The sequence below is a fragment of the Ulvibacterium sp. genome, assembly GCF_965248315.1.
In the GTDB taxonomy this organism is placed as follows: Bacteria; Bacteroidota; Bacteroidia; order Flavobacteriales; family Flavobacteriaceae; genus Ulvibacterium.
Genome location: NZ_CBDFIX010000001.1, coordinates 231,278 through 246,368, shown reverse-complemented (window position 1 = coordinate 246,368; position 15,091 = coordinate 231,278). Strand labels below are relative to the sequence as shown.

The 15,091-nt window shown below is 40.8% G+C and carries 22 protein-coding genes; 18 read left to right on the top strand and 4 right to left on the bottom strand.

Annotated features, from left to right (window positions below):
- Positions 1–34 precede the first annotated feature (34 nt).
- A complete protein-coding gene (locus ACP2AF_RS01100) occupies positions 35–1,183 on the top strand; it encodes a hypothetical protein (protein ID WP_425234401.1) in 1,149 nt (382 codons plus the stop codon).
- Positions 1,184–1,423: 240 nt separating this feature from the next.
- Entirely contained in the window at positions 1,424–2,374 is a 951-nt protein-coding gene (locus ACP2AF_RS01095; RefSeq protein ID WP_425234400.1) for a nitrilase family protein, read from the top strand.
- A 49-nt stretch (positions 2,375–2,423) separates the two neighbouring features.
- On the opposite strand, the gene ACP2AF_RS01090 is transcribed toward ACP2AF_RS01095, so the two are convergent.
- Genes ACP2AF_RS01090 through ACP2AF_RS01080 form a run of 3 tightly spaced genes read right to left on the bottom strand, consistent with a single transcriptional unit; the run spans position 2,424 to position 3,839 of the window.
- On the bottom strand, positions 2,424–2,885 hold the full coding sequence (locus ACP2AF_RS01090; RefSeq protein ID WP_425234399.1) for a Spy/CpxP family protein refolding chaperone: 462 nt from the start codon (positions 2,883–2,885) through the stop codon (positions 2,424–2,426).
- A gap of 5 nt (positions 2,886–2,890) precedes the next feature.
- Positions 2,891–3,208, bottom strand: coding sequence for a hypothetical protein (locus ACP2AF_RS01085; protein ID WP_425234398.1), 318 nt, complete (start codon positions 3,206–3,208; stop codon positions 2,891–2,893).
- Between the two features lie 49 nt (positions 3,209–3,257).
- Positions 3,258–3,839 (bottom strand): RNA polymerase sigma factor, encoded by a 582-nt coding sequence (locus ACP2AF_RS01080; protein WP_425234397.1) that lies wholly within the window; start codon positions 3,837–3,839, stop codon positions 3,258–3,260.
- Between the two features lie 116 nt (positions 3,840–3,955).
- Between ACP2AF_RS01080 and ACP2AF_RS01075 the strand changes: the two genes are divergently transcribed.
- The 16 genes from ACP2AF_RS01075 (at position 3,956) to ACP2AF_RS01000 (ending at position 14,513) form a co-directional block, all read left to right on the top strand.
- A complete protein-coding gene (locus ACP2AF_RS01075) occupies positions 3,956–4,255 on the top strand; it encodes an EF-hand domain-containing protein (RefSeq protein WP_425234396.1) in 300 nt (99 codons plus the stop codon).
- 17 nt (positions 4,256–4,272) lie between these two features.
- On the top strand, positions 4,273–5,049 hold the full coding sequence (locus tag ACP2AF_RS01070; protein WP_425234395.1) for a YHYH protein: 777 nt from the start codon (positions 4,273–4,275) through the stop codon (positions 5,047–5,049).
- Positions 5,036–5,617, top strand: coding sequence for a toxin-antitoxin system YwqK family antitoxin (locus tag ACP2AF_RS01065; RefSeq protein WP_425234394.1), 582 nt, complete (start codon positions 5,036–5,038; stop codon positions 5,615–5,617). Before ACP2AF_RS01070 ends, ACP2AF_RS01065 begins: the two co-directional genes overlap by 14 nt.
- Positions 5,598–6,269: an SCO family protein gene (locus tag ACP2AF_RS01060; RefSeq protein WP_425234393.1), complete on the top strand. Its 672-nt coding sequence runs from the start codon at positions 5,598–5,600 to the stop codon at positions 6,267–6,269. The genes ACP2AF_RS01065 and ACP2AF_RS01060 overlap by 20 nt, the downstream gene beginning before the upstream one ends.
- Positions 6,270–6,538: 269 nt before the next feature.
- Complete coding sequence (locus ACP2AF_RS01055) at positions 6,539–6,727, top strand: hypothetical protein (RefSeq protein WP_120713390.1); 189 nt, start codon at positions 6,539–6,541, stop codon at positions 6,725–6,727.
- Positions 6,724–7,098: a type II toxin-antitoxin system death-on-curing family toxin gene (locus ACP2AF_RS01050; RefSeq protein ID WP_425234392.1), complete on the top strand. Its 375-nt coding sequence runs from the start codon at positions 6,724–6,726 to the stop codon at positions 7,096–7,098. The genes ACP2AF_RS01055 and ACP2AF_RS01050 overlap by 4 nt, the downstream gene beginning before the upstream one ends.
- 226 nt (positions 7,099–7,324) lie before the next feature.
- Positions 7,325–7,837 carry a GNAT family N-acetyltransferase gene (locus ACP2AF_RS01045; protein WP_425234391.1) on the top strand — a complete coding sequence of 171 codons (513 nt, stop codon included), beginning with the start codon at positions 7,325–7,327 and terminating at the stop codon, positions 7,835–7,837.
- Between the two features lie 273 nt (positions 7,838–8,110).
- The gene (locus ACP2AF_RS01040) at positions 8,111–9,049 is read left to right on the top strand and encodes a LuxR C-terminal-related transcriptional regulator (RefSeq protein WP_425234390.1); all 939 of its coding nucleotides are present in this window, start codon (positions 8,111–8,113) and stop codon (positions 9,047–9,049) included.
- Positions 9,050–9,165: 116 nt separating this feature from the next.
- Positions 9,166–9,588 carry a VOC family protein gene (locus ACP2AF_RS01035; RefSeq protein WP_425234389.1) on the top strand — a complete coding sequence of 141 codons (423 nt, stop codon included), beginning with the start codon at positions 9,166–9,168 and terminating at the stop codon, positions 9,586–9,588.
- Positions 9,589–9,602: 14 nt separating this feature from the next.
- A complete protein-coding gene (locus ACP2AF_RS01030; protein ID WP_425234388.1) occupies positions 9,603–10,481 on the top strand; it encodes a glycoside hydrolase family 16 protein in 879 nt (292 codons plus the stop codon).
- A gap of 100 nt (positions 10,482–10,581) precedes the next feature.
- Positions 10,582–11,160: a Crp/Fnr family transcriptional regulator gene (locus tag ACP2AF_RS01025; protein WP_425234387.1), complete on the top strand. Its 579-nt coding sequence runs from the start codon at positions 10,582–10,584 to the stop codon at positions 11,158–11,160.
- A gap of 174 nt (positions 11,161–11,334) precedes the next feature.
- Complete coding sequence (locus ACP2AF_RS01020; protein ID WP_425234386.1) at positions 11,335–12,090, top strand: DJ-1/PfpI family protein; 756 nt, start codon at positions 11,335–11,337, stop codon at positions 12,088–12,090.
- 302 nt (positions 12,091–12,392) lie between these two features.
- Positions 12,393–12,743 (top strand): YciI family protein, encoded by a 351-nt coding sequence (locus ACP2AF_RS01015; protein WP_425234385.1) that lies wholly within the window; start codon positions 12,393–12,395, stop codon positions 12,741–12,743.
- A gap of 212 nt (positions 12,744–12,955) precedes the next feature.
- Entirely contained in the window at positions 12,956–13,480 is a 525-nt protein-coding gene (locus ACP2AF_RS01010; RefSeq protein ID WP_425234384.1) for a hypothetical protein, read from the top strand.
- A gap of 93 nt (positions 13,481–13,573) precedes the next feature.
- Positions 13,574–14,044, top strand: a complete 471-nt coding sequence (locus ACP2AF_RS01005; protein ID WP_425234383.1) for a nuclear transport factor 2 family protein — start codon at positions 13,574–13,576, stop codon at positions 14,042–14,044.
- Positions 14,045–14,060: 16 nt separating this feature from the next.
- Positions 14,061–14,513 carry a GNAT family N-acetyltransferase gene (locus ACP2AF_RS01000; RefSeq protein ID WP_425234382.1) on the top strand — a complete coding sequence of 151 codons (453 nt, stop codon included), beginning with the start codon at positions 14,061–14,063 and terminating at the stop codon, positions 14,511–14,513.
- A gap of 113 nt (positions 14,514–14,626) precedes the next feature.
- Here ACP2AF_RS01000 and ACP2AF_RS00995 read toward each other — a convergent pair whose 3' ends face one another.
- Complete coding sequence (locus ACP2AF_RS00995) at positions 14,627–15,019, bottom strand: VOC family protein (protein ID WP_425234381.1); 393 nt, start codon at positions 15,017–15,019, stop codon at positions 14,627–14,629.
- Positions 15,020–15,091: the final 72 nt, after the last annotated feature.

Here is a 15,091-nt window from a genome sequence, read left to right as displayed (position 1 = left end):
AAATAATTGAAATAACTAGAAAGGAAAAGAATCCATGGACCGAAGATTATTTTTGAATTCAGCCATTTCCTTGAGCGCAATAGCGGCAACTTGGCCATTCTTGCAGTGCTCTTCTAAAGGTGGATCAAGTAATTCAAAAGGATTTTTCTCAATTGATAAGAAAGACGGTCACTGGTGGCTGATAACTTCAGATGGGGAACCATTTTTCACAATAGGTTTGAACCATATCGATCCGGCAAGTCTACGATATCCAGAAAATATACATATCTGGCGAGATAAATATCAAGGAAGCACATCAATTTGGCTAAAGGAATCAGTAGCCAAAAATCTAAAAGAATGGGGGTTTAATACCCTTGGCTGGGAACAAGAAGTTACGGTGAGACAATGGGAGCATTCTAGATCATTCACTTTCGAGGAGTACAAAGCACTAAACATGCCTTACTGTCATATGCTTCCCTTTACGGAATCACATCAATGGGAACAACATACTCGCCATTTTGATTTCTATAGTCGTGAATGGGAAGAGTGGTGTGAATATGTTGCGCGGGCACACTGTGCCGAGATGAGTGAGAATCCAAATTTAATCGGATATTTTTATAGTGATTGCCCTACCTGGGTTCACCACCGACCTGTAAATCAATGGAGAGGACCCATATTTAATCCAGAGTTACTCGAAACCGAAGCTGGGAAAAAAGAACTTTCAAACCTAGCGCAACGCTATTACAAAACTACTCATGATGCCATACGACGTTTTGACAAGAACCATTTGATCTTAGGAGATCGATATGAAGCTAACGAGTTGATCGCAGATGAAGTAATTGAAGCTGCTCTACCATATGTTGATGTGCTTTCATTCCAAGATTTTCGAGATCCTGTTACGCATCTTGACGCTTGGTTTAAAAAGACGGGAAAGCCTGTTCTTCTCGCTGATGCAGCAAAAATAAAATGGCAAACCGAACCCGGTGAATTTACGTCCAACAATGGTGAATGGTATGGCGATGTATTGACCCAACTATTTGAAAATTCTGGATGTATAGGTTTCCATCTTTGTGGTGCTTATCAGCGCAACAAAGCTAGACGTTATGGACTGTTGGACGAATTTGAAAATCCAGACACGGAAAATGTCGAGCAAATAAAAACGGCCAACCAAAAAATTAGTCAGTGGATGGAGGAGCGCTTTTAATCTGGACAATTGAAATATCGTATCAACAAGTAGCGGGCAATAAATAATACATACTTTGCGCATTATATACGACCTATAATATTGGCTATAATTCAGTGCTCCCTAGTTAACGCAAAGAATAATTTTTACTTTTAAATGGCCTGATTTCGAACTTGAAAATTTCTGATGAAATTTTCCGTACCGAAATCATAGCCGAAACATTACTCAAAATCAAGTAAAAAATTCAACATACATCCAACTATGAATATAGCGGTAGCTCAATTTCAACCGAAAGACGGGGATAAAACGTACAACTTATCGGTAATTCGAAAACTTACGGAAAAGGCAAAATCCAACGGAGCTGACTTAATAAGTTTTCACGAAATGTCCATTACCGCATACACCTATACCAAGGATTTAAGTCTAGAACAACTAACGGATTTGGCAGAGGACGTTCCCAACGGAAAGAGCACGAGGGAGTTGATCGCAATTTCCAAGGATTTGGACATTCCGATTTTGGCAGGTCTGGTGGAAAAATCAGACGGAAAAATTTATAATACCTATATCTGCGTTGCGGGTGATGGAGTGGTTGCCAAATACCGAAAAATACACCCTTTTATCAACCCATATATGTCCGCCGGAGAGGAGTATTGTGTATTTGACCTACTCGGTTGGAAATGTGGAATTTTAATTTGCTATGACAACAACGTCATAGAAAACGTTCGGGCAACCAGCCTTTTGGGGGCGGAACTGATTTTTGCACCCCATGTAACGGGCTGTACGCCATCCGCAATGCCGCATCGAGATTATGTAGATGATAAATATTGGCAAAATCGTGCAAATGATCCAGTTTCATTACGAATGGAATTTGACGGCCCTAAAGGTAGGCGGTGGTTAATGCGCTGGCTCCCTGCAAGAGCATATGACAATGGAGTTTATTATGCGTTTACCAACCCGATCGGCTATGATGGCGAACATCTGAAAAATGGGAATTCCATGATCATCGACCCTTATGGAGAAGTTTTGTCCGAAATAAAGTCCTTTGAAGACGAAATCACGATTTCAAAAATCACAAAGGAGAGAATCCGACTTTCGGGCGGTTGGCGCTACAAAAATGCTAGAAGACCGGAATTGTACAAGCATATCATCGGTGGTAATCACAAATCGGAAACAACCCCTGTGTGGCTGAAGGAGGAAACGGCCAAAGATTAAGAAAATACCTGTGCCTGGTGATAGCTATTGCAAATAGTTATGTCCCTTTTTACCGATGTGGCGGGGGCGGACCACCTCGTCCGGGGCCCGGCGGTCCAAGCGCTCCGCGGACGATACGCTTGAGCTTTCTTTTTTGTCCGGAATCGCACATATGCTCCAGTGTATTGAAAAAGGAGAAGATTTCCTTTTCCCTTTCCTCACTTAAGTGACCGATACGAGAGGTTATGGAGTCCAATCTCTGGTCTGAAAAATCGGTTGAGCCCAAATTGGAAAAAAGCAATTCCTTCAATTCCCGGGTTCGCTCATCAATGGCCCTCATTTTACGATGGTGTTCCGCATTCACCTCTTGAAACTTCATCTGTTGTTCTTCGGTAAAATTCAATTCCTTTAAAATAAAATCCCGTGGTGGTCTTGGTTTTTTGTTCGGTTCCTTAAAAGTCAAATAAAGCAGTACACCGTTCATGACCATTAGGAAAATCAGTAACAGGGTAAGGAGTAGATTTTTCTTCATAACGGTCAATTTAGCATAGATTCATCTTGAGCCGATGATAAGCCATAGGCCTCGGCAAAGGTCTGAATTTCTTCTTCCCGGTTGGAATCGCTATGGGTATAGAGCACGAGCCCGTTTAAAAGGATAAAAAGGAAAAGGGCGGCTATTTGATATTTGGGCGTAAACCAAGGGAGCCAACCCAGCTGTGGTTGGGAATCCCGAGTTTGGGAAAGCCTGTTCAATACCTTGTCCTTAAAAAAGGGAGGTGTAGAAACCGCCTCGATACCCGAAGCCGAATCTATAAGTTCATCAATGCGTTGGGAAGTATTCTTTTTCTCATTCATGGTTATTGGTATTCCTAGATTTAGATGCCGATCTGTAACAAAACTTGCGTTACCGGCCTTCTTTTTTGTAATATGTTGTTAAAATTTTTCTTAGATTCCTTTTTGCCCTAAAAAGCAGGGACTCCACAGAGGAGATACTTTTTTGGGAAATTGCACTGACCTCCTTATAGCTCAATCCGTCTATATTATGCAAGGTAAACACTATTCTTTGGGCTTCGGGCAATCGATCTATGGCCCGGAACAAGATTTCCTTGTTTTCTTTTTCCTCCAACTGTACCCCCGGATGGTTGAACTCAGTAAAATACCTAGATTTATCCAGAGGAACAGTGTTTCCGGTAATCGATTGCATGAAGCCAAATCTTTTTTGAGCATTTTTTCGGCGGATAAATTCCAAACTTTTGTTTACTGAAATCCTGTAGATCCAGGTGGAAAGCATAGCATTCCCCTTAAACTTTCCAATGGAATTGTAGACCTCTACAAACACCTCTTGAGCAACATCCTCGGCATCTTCAACATTGGGTACAAAAGAGAGACAGGTATTAAAAACCTTCTTTTGATAGAGATCCAAAAGCTGGGCATAGGCGGACTGCCTTTGTGCCTTTAACTCCGTTACAAATTGACTTTCGTCCAAAAGGAAATAGGTGCATTAGTGTGCCTACAAAGTAACGAGATTTAAAAATAATGACTTCAAGCGCAAGTTTTTTTGGGATTCCTCATCTAAACCTAAAAACAGACAAATAGAAGCATATGAATCGTAAACATGTAAAACTAGGAACCGCACTGATCGCTTTGGGGCTTTTAAGCGCTTATTCCCTAGAGGCCCAATCTAGGGAAGGTAGGCGCGAAAATAGAACTCCGCCCACCATAGAACAACTGTTCGAGGATCTGGATGCCAACCAGGATGGAAAACTTTCCGCAAAAGAGGTAAAAGGACCTCTAAAAAAGGATTTTGCCAAAATAGACGCCAACGAAGACGGCTACCTGTCTTGGGAAGAATTGGAAAAAGCGCCCAAACCGGAAAGAAACGGACCCCCAAAAAGAGAGTAATCCCTAAAAAAACAATCATGAAAAGAAATCCCATTGTATTGGGCACAGCATTGTTATTCATTGTTTTTATCGCCTGTAGCTCGGACAACGATACAACTATAGACGATGAAGGCATAGACTTGACGGACGACGATGGTTTTACCGGAGAAGTAAGCTTGAGTGCAGCATTCGCCGAATTTGATGAAGATGAGACCGATATTTATTTGGACGGCTCCAATGTGGTCATTGAAACCACGGGTTTTCCCAACCATAGTACGGTATATTGGGGAGAAGGGCATCCGCTATATCAAGAAGAGCCCGGTGTAGCACTTACTCCAAGTATAATCCCCAATTTTGACGGTTCAGCGACCTTGACCGTTCCGGCCAATCCCGAATTGGCGGCGACCACTACCTCTACCAGTTTGGGTGCCATCGGTATCGCGGTCAGCGGCGCGGCCATTTTTAACGATCAGGAGGGAAACGGTCCCTTGCAAGGTGCCGCGGCCAGTCTGGATTATACCGGTGCCCATATAGGCCCTTCGGTATATCACTATCATTTGGAGCCTACCGCATGGTCGGAAGATGATGATGCGTTGATCGGTATTTTAGCCGATGGCTTTTTTATTTACGGGAGAAAATGTAATGCCACGGGGGCCTATCCTACGGATTTGGACGCCTCGGGCGGCCATACCTCAATTACGCAGCATTCCGATGAGGCTTTGTACCACTATCATATTGAAAACGAGCTTTATTTGAATGCCTACTATATTATTTTTCCGGGAGATTATCAAGGAACGCCCAATGCCATCAATTAAGGTTTTTGGTTGGGCCGTATTTCTTTTTATTTCCTCTTTGGGGTACCATGATGGAGAGGCCGTCAAAATTCCCGATAGAGAAGTAAACAAAAACGAACTACGATTATACCCCAATACCGGTCAATGGTTGTATGTGGGCCGTCCCTTTAACGGATTTGCCATTACCCGTCACCCCAATGGTGTAGTAGCTGAAAAAATCGGGTTCTACGAGGGAAAAAAGCAGGGCACCGCCATAAAATGGTATGCCGATGGTGCCTTGGCGGGCAAAAAAAACTATGTGGAAAACCGTTTGGAAGGTGTCGCCAGAACCTGGTGGCCTAACGGTGCGTTGAGCTCGGAATCCCACTATGTAAACCGCCAACGCCATGGAAAGCAGATAAAATGGTACCCAAGTGGACAGATGGCCCGAATGATGCATTTTGACCAAGGGAAGGAAGAAGGCTTACAACAGGCCTGGTTGCGGACCGGAAAATTGTATGCCAATTATGAGGCCAAGAACGGGCGTTTTTTTGGCCTTAAACGATCTAACCTATGTTACCAATTAGAAGATGAAACTATCCAAAGATAAACTAATCTTACTTCTGGCATTGATCTTCGTTACGCTGGGATGCCGTACCGAAACCAAAAAAGAAGTCGTTAGTCGGGTAGAAAGCCTACCCTATTATGATAACCCTTCGTTTACCCCAAAATGGTTGCCCCAGAACAGCGATTCTATTTTTGGGTTGCATAAAGTGGCCCCTTTTCAATTGGTAAATCAATTGGGGGATACCATTACCCAAAAAACCTTTGCCGACAAAATTTATGTAGCGGACTTCTTTTTTACCTCTTGCCCAGGTATCTGTCCCAAAATGACGGCGAATATGGCCTTGGTACAGGAAGCATTTAAAGACGATAAGGGCATTTTGTTATTGTCCCATTCCGTTACGCCGGAATATGATTCAGTTCCTGTTTTAAAGAAATATGCGGATACCAAAGGGGTTGTCCCCAATAAGTGGCATTTGGCGACTGGGGAACGTAAAACCATCTATGATTTGGGACGTTATGCGTATTTTGTGGAGGAGGATCTAGGTGTGCCTAAGGGCGAAGACGATTTTTTACATACGGAAAACTTTATCCTGGTGGATAAAAACAGGCATATCCGCGGGATTTACAATGGGTTGAACAAAACGGCCATAGCGCAATTGATCGCCGATATCAAAACATTACAGGAGGAGGGATAATAGTGTTCTTATCCTTAAAAAATTCATGCTTCATTAGCGACAGTATGGCCTTGCCTCCCACTTATTTGAATCTGTGGCGTTGGCTTGAGGCGTATACATGTACTATCAGGACCTGGTTAGAGCAAAATGACAGAAATACATTCCCAAGTGGTAATAAATACTTTTGAAAACCCCAAAAATCCGGTAGATTAGCAGTACTAACCAGTACGAGATATACGTACGTTAGGCACATTAAAATCAACTCGTATCTTTGTATTAAACCATTAGAAATGACAACAAAACAGATTAAATCGAGAATACAGAGAGCCCTTGACAATGTCCCGGAGAATGTTCTAGAGGAAATTCTAAATTACCTCGAGGAAATCCAAGGAAAGTCGGCGGATAAAGTTGTCATGTCCCAACGAATTCGTAAAATTCTTTCCGAGGACAAAGAGTTACTCGAAAAGCTTGCACAATGATAGACCTAAAGCAGGCTTTAAGTATTCATCAAATACTAATAGAAAGGTTTGGGGGAGCCGATGGAATCAAAGATCAAGGTGGATTGGAATCAGCTTTGAACAGGCCATATGCCACATTCGACCAAAGAGAGCTGTACCCTACTCCAGTTGAGAAAGCAGCGGCTGTTCTTGAAAGTATTTTAATTAATCATCCTTTTGTAGACGGTAATAAGCGCACCGGTTATGTATTGATGAGGCTTACCTTAATGGAAGGAGGTCTGGATATTGAGACAAGTCAAGCCGATAAATATGAATTTGTCATAAAGGTGACGGAAGGAAAACTTAACATCGACCAAATCAAGGGTTGGATTTCAAGCCGACTTAAAAAATAATGTGCCCTAACAATGCCTACATTCAGCTTGCCCCTATGCTTAAGAAGAAGAAAAATCCCTAAATTCCAACTTAAAATAATCCGGAAAGGAATTCCGTCTGCGGCCCAACTCGCCGAAAAATCCGGCCAAAGGCGGACAGACATACTGGCCAACGTCGTCGTATACCAGCCGTCAAAAAACTGAAATCGCAGCCGGCGGAATCGTCGTCTGCAAGTGAATAGGGAAAATGTACATAAACATAGAAACGGAAAGGCTTAGAATAAGACCAATCAAATTGACAGATGCTGAATTCATTATCGAATTGGTGAATTCCGAGGGGTGGCTGAAGTTTATTGGAAACCGAAATATCTCCGATATAATTGATGCTAAAAAGTATATTCAAAAGATACTGGATGACACAAAAATTTTTTACAATGTTTTTGAACTAAAAGAATCGCAAAAGGCCATAGGAATTGTAACTTTTCTAGAGCGAGAAGATGAAAGATTTCCCGATATAGGTTTCGCCCTATTGCCGGAATTTGAAAAAAAGGGATATACCATTGAAGCGAGCAAAGCATATCTTAAGGAAATTGATACGTCAAATGAATACGAGAACATTATTGCAATTACCCTACCCGACAATCAAAAGTCGATCCGTTTATTGAGAAAACTCGGTCTAAAATATCAAGGTGAATACAAAAAACGGGGTGAAACCTTATCATACCATAGTCTAAAGAAGTTAAAGGAAACCCGTTGGTAACAAAGTGTATGGTATTTATAGCTGGTAAAAGATATTACGCCTCACTTACTTAAGGTTAAGGTTTACTATTTAAAAAATGATAATTTGAATTTTTAAGGCAATCATACCCGAGGAATTGCACAGTGAATTTGAAATACAATTCAAACAAACGGATATTAACGATTAATCGTCCACATTAAACCTAACAGTGACCGTAATTCATGTTGATAACATATGTTGGGACGGGTAGCGGTAAGAACGGTTGGCTATCTTCTATAACCTGAATTGGCAAAAATGAACGATAAGGACTATTTTTTGAATTTATATGAAATAGCGAGTCACCTAAATAAGGAATTCTCCCTACACTCCGCACTCCGTAAATCTTTAGAGAAGACTGTGGAAATCCTTGATTTGGAAACAGGTTGGTTCTGGCTTACCGAACCTGATAATAAATCGGTGTACCTAGCCGCTTCCCACAATCTACCACCAGCTTTAGGCAATCATCCGGAACGCTTATCAGGTTGGTGTTATTGCATAAAACAATATTTGGCGGACGATATTGAACAGGCGATGAATATCAGTGAGATTACATGCTCCAGGTTAAAGGATGTCGGCACAGGTACAAAAGGGTTGAAATTTCACGCCGTAATCCCAATAACGATAAACGGTCAAAAGGTAGGGCTCATGAATTTGCTCAGTAAGGAAACGCGACAATTAAACGAAAAGGAATTGGCCATTCTTAATACCATCAGTGAGTTGATCGGAACGGCAATTCAGCGCACTAGATTGCAACAAACTTATGGTAGTAAGGCTATTAGATCGAATACGGCCATAAGCAAAGTGTTGGAGCGGGTTTTTCATCCAAAACTAGAGGCCCTAATTTCTTGCCTTGATGACCCCCGGCAGGACAAGGACAAAATAAATGAGGCACTCAATAAAGCGAAGGAACTTCAGCAACAACTAACAATGCTAAGTAAAGAAACGAAAAACCAGGAGAGAGCCGAGGCCAACGTAAAGGAACTGCTATATCCCGACCTGCCCTTAACAAACCGTGAATTGGAAGTACTCAGCGCAATAAAAAAAGGGCTTACCAACGGTCAGATCGGCGAACAACTATTTATAACCGAACGTACCGTCAAATTTCACGTTACCGCAATCCTGTCCAAACTTAATGCAAGAACGCGCACCGAAGCTGTTGATATTAGTTTAAAGAGAGGATTTCTAAGTATGTGACCCTGTTCAAACCTCTTGTTGACCTGTACTATGGTACAGTGGCATTTCTGTACTTAAGCCCATTTTATTGCTCATACGTTATTATGATATTTGTTTCAAACTGAAAACAAAATCGTATGAAAACACAACATATATATTTGGAACACGCCAATATTACGGTAAACGACCTTCAGGAGGCCATCAAGTTCTTCCAAACCGCTTTTCCTCACTTTAGGGTAAGAGGTGGTGGTAACGATATTAGGGAATGGGTACATCTTGGAGATGACAATACCTACATAGCACTTAATCAGGCAACGCAAACTGATGTAAAAATTGAAAAAAACCATGAGAAGGCTGGAATAAACCACTTAGGTTTTGTTGTACAAAATGTAGAAGAGATTGCCAATAACCTTTTAATGAACGGATACAAACGAGACTACCCAAAACAAGTGGGGCAATTTAGGATTCGGGACTATTTTGCCGATGCCGATGGCAATCAATATGAATTCGTGCAGTACCTTAGCGAGATTCCAGAAGAAAAAAACAGTTACAACGACTAAATCCAAAACTAGAAATGAAAAAGAAAACAGCAGTTTTCATGGCATTGATCATAGGGGTATTACTTTTTTCATACCTAATAGCCATGGGTTCCAATAAGCTTACAGACGATTCAAAGCAGAATACTGCTATGACCGTTCCAAGTCCTGAATTTAAATCTTTGGTTTGGTCGGATGAGTTTGAGGGTAGTGGAGCTATTAACCCCGAAAAATGGTTCCATCAAACACAACTGCCGCCAGGAGGCAGTTGGTGGGGCGGTTTGGTGCAGCATTATACAGACAGAGTCTCCAATTCTTACGTAAAAAATGGCTATTTGAATCTTGTCGCCAAAAAAGAAATATTCGATGATCAAGGCGAGATCAAAAACTATACCGCGGCCAGGTTAAACTCAAAATATGCCTTCACTTATGGTCGCATAGAAATTCGTGCAAAACTACCGGCAGGCACAGGTACTTGGCCGGCCATTTGGCTTCTCAACAAAAATATTGACGAAGATGGTGCGTATTGGGACAATCATTGTTTTGGAACGACCAAGTGGCCCATATGTGGTGAGATAGACATCTTGGAACATTGGGGCAAGAATCAAGATTATGTGTCAAGCGCGGTTCATAATGCATCAAGCTATGGGAGCGAAGTTAAAAATCTTGGCGGTCAAAAAATAGATAATGTTTCAAATACGTTTCACATATATACTCTTGATTGGACCAAAGAGAAAATGGTATTCAGTGTTGACGGAGTGGAACATTTTCAATACCAACCGTCGCTTAAGAATTCGGAAACCTGGCCCTATGATTCCGATTATTATTTACTATTGAATATAGCCATGGAACCGGATATTGACCCTAATTTTGTTGAAAGCCCAATGGTAGTGGATTACATCCGGATTTATCAATAGTCGATGAATTATATCTTAAAACTAAAGGCTGGATAGAATAGAGTATGGCTTCCTAATGTCTGCCAGAGCCCTAAATACAATTGGACACAAAAGATATGGAATGACAGAAAGTGTTTTAACAGATCATATCAAAACGTATGTAACCCTTTCGGAAGAGGAGTTATCTAAAATCGTACTTTTTTTCGATTGCCATTCGTACAACAAAAAGGAAACACTGCTTTTTGCCGAAAAACGTTGTGACACCTTGTTTTTTGTGGAAAAAGGCTGTTTGCAATTATACTTTATCGACAGTTTAGGCAACCCAAAAACCTCACAATTCGCCATAGAAAATTGGTGGTTGACCGATTTTTTGGCATTTCAAGACCAGAGACCATCCAACTTCTATATTGAAACCGTTGAGCACTCAACGATTTTATCCATCTCTTTTTCAAAGTATCAGGGGCTATTGGATAAATTCCCCAAAATGGAAAAGTACTTTAGGATTATTTACGAAACGGCTTACGGTGCTGCATTAATGCGCTTAAAGTATGTACATAGCCTTTCCAAAGAAGAAATGTTTTTTAGGTTTCGTGATAGTTTTCCGGAATTTGTACAACGTGTACCGCAATATCTTTTGGCCAGCTTTCTAGGCCTGACTCCCGAATATCTGAGTGAAATTAAGGGAAAGCAGCTTTCTTAAACCAGTTTAATTTTTGCCACAATCGGTTTTACCACCTTTGCTCCATAGTAAACAAGGGACAGGTTTTGACTATAACCTTATCAAAATAATGCCATTACAACGGGTTGGGTTACAACATGGGCAAGACCCAATATTTTGGAAGGAGGGTTACCACCTACCTTAAAAAATAACAACATGAAAAATTTACGAAGTATAACACTACTATTTTGTGCCGCTCTTTTGCTAAACTGCATTAGCGAGAAGTCAAAAACCAAACTCAAAACTGGAAATACCGATCTTGTAGCGTCACCATCCGACACCTTAACAAAACACCTAAAACCGTTAAGACCGGAATTACCCACAATAGGCCTTCTTATGTTCAATGGTGTGCTCCAAGGAGAAGTTGTAGCTACATCCGATGTTTTTGGGAAACCGGATAAAAACATGGAACAACTTTTCAACGTAATCACCATAGCGGAAACGGAAAAATCGATCACAACCGAGGAAGGAATGCGATTTATCCCTGATTACACTTTTGAGAATTGTCCCAAGTTGACCGCTTTGTTCGTTCCGAGCGGTTACGATATGTACGCCCAGGTCCATAACAAAAAAATGGTAGAATTCATTAAAAGGAAAAACCAGGAAACCGAATACATTGTGAGCAATTGTGCCGGGGCACAGCTTATCGGGAAGTCCGGGATCGCCGATGGACATAAAATCGTTACCTATATTGGCGGTGGGAAACAACTGCAAAAGGATTATCCCGATTTAAAAGTTCAAGATGATAGTTTAGTAACCTTTGTTGAGGATGGAAAATTTAGTTCATCCAACGGAAACTTAACAAGTTACATTTCGGCCCTCAATTTATTGGAAAAAATGACGAGTGCCGAACACCGGAAATTTATAGAGAGTTATTTGTATATCGATCGACTTCAAAATTGGAAAAAGTAAATATAGGGCCAACTACATATACCATGAAAAGCCTTTGTCCAGTCTCCCGAAACCACAGGAATTCAGATATCTTTTTTTATCCTTGAATTAAGTGGCTTGTTTATGAAAATTAGTACTTAAAAACGGCTACTTTTCGAATACGAAACCCTTAAAAGCAAGTAGATAACACTTAGCAGGAGGAACAATACGAAATGTTAATTGTTCGGCTATAGACAGAAAAAAATTAAATTCATGTCCAATTTCCGGGTTTTCAATCATTATGTATATGAACGTTTACTATTTATTCATTAAAAACAAAAGACATGAAAGATTTTATGATGTTATTCCACAGCGAACCCGATCCCGATTTTAACCCTACTCCCGATCAAATACAGGAGGAGGTGAAAGCTTGGCAAGATTGGATGGAAGGAATTGGTGCACAGGGTAAACTCAAAAGTCCTGGAGAGGCCTTGGGCTTTGAAGGAAAGACCATGCACGCCAATGGGTCCATTACCGACGGTCCATATGCGGAAATCAAGGAAATCGTAGGAGGTTTTATTATTGTCTCGGCAGATTCCGTTGAGGAAGCCATTCAATTGGGCAAGGGTTGTCCCGCATTAGCTAGCGGTGGCAAAGTAGAAGTGCGGGACATCATGATTTTTGATGGCATGTAACATCCCGTTTAGCTCAGAAACAGGGCAGATGATAGGCAACTTTCCGAGATAGTTAGGCTCGAGTATAGCATCCTGGTTGCTGTACTCGGGCTTATCATGGATTGACCGATTTGCAATTGGCTTAGGACATTATTGAGCAAAAGACTATTTCGAAATCACCTACTTTACCTATATTCACCATTGCTTCATTAAGGAACAAATAGTATTACCAAATGAAAGATTTTGAAAGTCGACTTAAAGGCGGACATCCCAACTCATTGGGAAATACCGTAGAAGTCGTTGAAGACGTAATTGCGGAAAATAACCTCTTTAATGAATTGTTCAATTGCTATTTTAGCAAGGATGAAGTTGTACGATTACGGACTTCAAATGCCATGAAACGGATCTGTAAGGCGAAAAAGTCGATGCTAATTCCCTACATTGACCGATTTCTGACCGATATTGCCAAAATTGACCAAGCATCCACCCAGTGGACCTTGGCCCAATTGTTCGGGATGATGAAGCAGGAAATGACCAAAAGTCAAATTGAACAGGCGAAAAAGATCATGAAAAACAATCTTGAACATCATAACGATTGGATCGTGCTAAACCAGACCATGGATACCTTGACAAACTGGTCTAAAAAAGATACGGACTTGAAAGTATGGATACTACCGCATTTGAAACGTTTATCTTCGGATGAAAGAAAATCGGTTTCAGGTCGGGCGAAAAAGATGATTGATAAATTAACGCGATAAAGTAATCATAGCAAAAAGGTAAATTCTTTTGAAATATCCTGTAGCCAGGCCGTAATAGTAGGGCAGGCCAAAGCAATTCAAAAAACAGCTTACATGGAAAAAACAATACTTTTTACGGTATTTGCCATAGCCCTTAACGCTTATTCTCAGGGTTCAGAAACTGCGGACAAGCAAAAAATCAAATCGGTAATACAGCAGTTTTTTGAATCCTTGGAAACAAAGGATTCGGTGCTTATGCAAGAGACGACCATGGATGAGGCTCAAATTTGGCGCAGGTATAACAACAAAAAGCCTATTGAAATGGACATGCGTTTTTCAAAGGACGATCTTCCCAAAATGTACACCTTACCTGATGTAAAAGAGGAGGCTGTACAATTTGAAATTTCTGTGGGTGATGGAATTGCAATGGCATGGGTACCTTATGAATTCTGGATAGAGGATAGGTTTTCGCATTGTGGCATAGATGCATTTACCCTTTTTGAAGAGAATGGAAATTGGAAAATTATCAGTGTGGCCTATACCATAGAAAAGGAGAAATGTACCAGATTAACCGAGAAACATTAGAGCTCACCAAGAAAAAATGAAAATAATATCCGTTAGAGAAAACCCAGGCTATAAAAACAAGGCCATAGCTTATTTTCAAAGAAGCTGGAAAAGTGTCCTCCCCATTATATATGAAGATTGCATTACGCATAGTGTAGGTGCAAGGAACTCCTTACCCCAATGGTATGTATTGGAAAAAAATGCTGAGATCATCGGTTGTGCCGGACTTATCACCAATGATTTTATAAGTAGAGGAGATCTATATCCCTGGGTTTGTGCATTATTTATTGGAGAGAAGCATCGAGGCAACGCCTATGGTTCACTACTGTTGGAGAAGGCAAAGCAGGATACCAAAAAAGCAGGATTCAAATATTTATATTTATGCACGGAACATATTGGTTATTATGAAAAATATGGGTTTAACTATATCGGGCAAGGATACCATCCTTGGGGGGAGGAATCCAGGATTTATGAATTGAAAATAACATAAGTTCCTGATTTCTCTCCCTTTGGATTACCGTTCGGACCAGGCCGAAATCCAGGCCTGCTCCGGTTGAAACATTTGTCTGTTGACATTTTTTCACTTCCTGCATCGCGGGCTTCCTATTCGGAAACCTTTTGGTTAAATGCAATAAAAAAATTGTTACAATCCTTAATGACGAAGGAGCGGTCTCCCCAAAACTGATCTTCAATGGGATCTACAATATTAACGTTGGCTTTCAGCAGGCTATCGTAATATTCGTTAATATCATTCTCAAAGAGTCTGACCCATAAATAGATACCACCCCCCTCAAGAGAAGCTTTTTCAGGATTCAGGTTCAACATCAATGTAGACTCCTCAAAAGTCAATTGTGCATTGGTAGATTGCCCCCTCTCGGATTTAAGACGAAAATTCTCCTTAAATTGAAGTGTGTCAATATAAAAATCCGCAGTCTCATCTATATTAGGGACAGGCAGTACCGGTAATATTCCTTTCGGAAATTGTTCATTTTCCATAATTCTAATTAATTATTGATTTTCGGTGTAAATCTATTGACCAAAATTGCAATTCACTTGACATTTTGTGCC

Bases quoted from the DNA above. Each gene is read 5' to 3' on its own strand.
- ACP2AF_RS01100 (WP_425234401.1), top strand. From the start codon at position 35: ATGGACCGAAGATTATTTTTGAATTCAGCCATTTCCTTGAGCGCAATA.
- ACP2AF_RS01095 (WP_425234400.1), top strand. From the start codon at position 1,424: ATGAATATAGCGGTAGCTCAATTTCAACCGAAAGACGGGGATAAAACG.
- ACP2AF_RS01090 (WP_425234399.1), bottom strand. From the start codon at position 2,885: ATGAAGAAAAATCTACTCCTTACCCTGTTACTGATTTTCCTAATGGTC.
- ACP2AF_RS01085 (WP_425234398.1), bottom strand. From the start codon at position 3,208: ATGAATGAGAAAAAGAATACTTCCCAACGCATTGATGAACTTATAGAT.
- ACP2AF_RS01075 (WP_425234396.1), top strand. From the start codon at position 3,956: ATGAATCGTAAACATGTAAAACTAGGAACCGCACTGATCGCTTTGGGG.
- ACP2AF_RS01070 (WP_425234395.1), top strand. From the start codon at position 4,273: ATGAAAAGAAATCCCATTGTATTGGGCACAGCATTGTTATTCATTGTT.
- ACP2AF_RS01065 (WP_425234394.1), top strand. From the start codon at position 5,036: ATGCCATCAATTAAGGTTTTTGGTTGGGCCGTATTTCTTTTTATTTCC.
- ACP2AF_RS01060 (WP_425234393.1), top strand. From the start codon at position 5,598: ATGAAACTATCCAAAGATAAACTAATCTTACTTCTGGCATTGATCTTC.
- ACP2AF_RS01055 (WP_120713390.1), top strand. From the start codon at position 6,539: ATGACAACAAAACAGATTAAATCGAGAATACAGAGAGCCCTTGACAAT.
- ACP2AF_RS01050 (WP_425234392.1), top strand. From the start codon at position 6,724: ATGATAGACCTAAAGCAGGCTTTAAGTATTCATCAAATACTAATAGAA.
- ACP2AF_RS01045 (WP_425234391.1), top strand. From the start codon at position 7,325: ATGTACATAAACATAGAAACGGAAAGGCTTAGAATAAGACCAATCAAA.
- ACP2AF_RS01040 (WP_425234390.1), top strand. From the start codon at position 8,111: ATGAACGATAAGGACTATTTTTTGAATTTATATGAAATAGCGAGTCAC.
- ACP2AF_RS01035 (WP_425234389.1), top strand. From the start codon at position 9,166: ATGAAAACACAACATATATATTTGGAACACGCCAATATTACGGTAAAC.
- ACP2AF_RS01030 (WP_425234388.1), top strand. From the start codon at position 9,603: ATGAAAAAGAAAACAGCAGTTTTCATGGCATTGATCATAGGGGTATTA.
- ACP2AF_RS01025 (WP_425234387.1), top strand. From the start codon at position 10,582: ATGACAGAAAGTGTTTTAACAGATCATATCAAAACGTATGTAACCCTT.
- ACP2AF_RS01020 (WP_425234386.1), top strand. From the start codon at position 11,335: ATGAAAAATTTACGAAGTATAACACTACTATTTTGTGCCGCTCTTTTG.
- ACP2AF_RS01015 (WP_425234385.1), top strand. From the start codon at position 12,393: ATGAAAGATTTTATGATGTTATTCCACAGCGAACCCGATCCCGATTTT.
- ACP2AF_RS01010 (WP_425234384.1), top strand. From the start codon at position 12,956: ATGAAAGATTTTGAAAGTCGACTTAAAGGCGGACATCCCAACTCATTG.
- ACP2AF_RS01005 (WP_425234383.1), top strand. From the start codon at position 13,574: ATGGAAAAAACAATACTTTTTACGGTATTTGCCATAGCCCTTAACGCT.
- ACP2AF_RS01000 (WP_425234382.1), top strand. From the start codon at position 14,061: ATGAAAATAATATCCGTTAGAGAAAACCCAGGCTATAAAAACAAGGCC.
- ACP2AF_RS00995 (WP_425234381.1), bottom strand. From the start codon at position 15,019: ATGGAAAATGAACAATTTCCGAAAGGAATATTACCGGTACTGCCTGTC.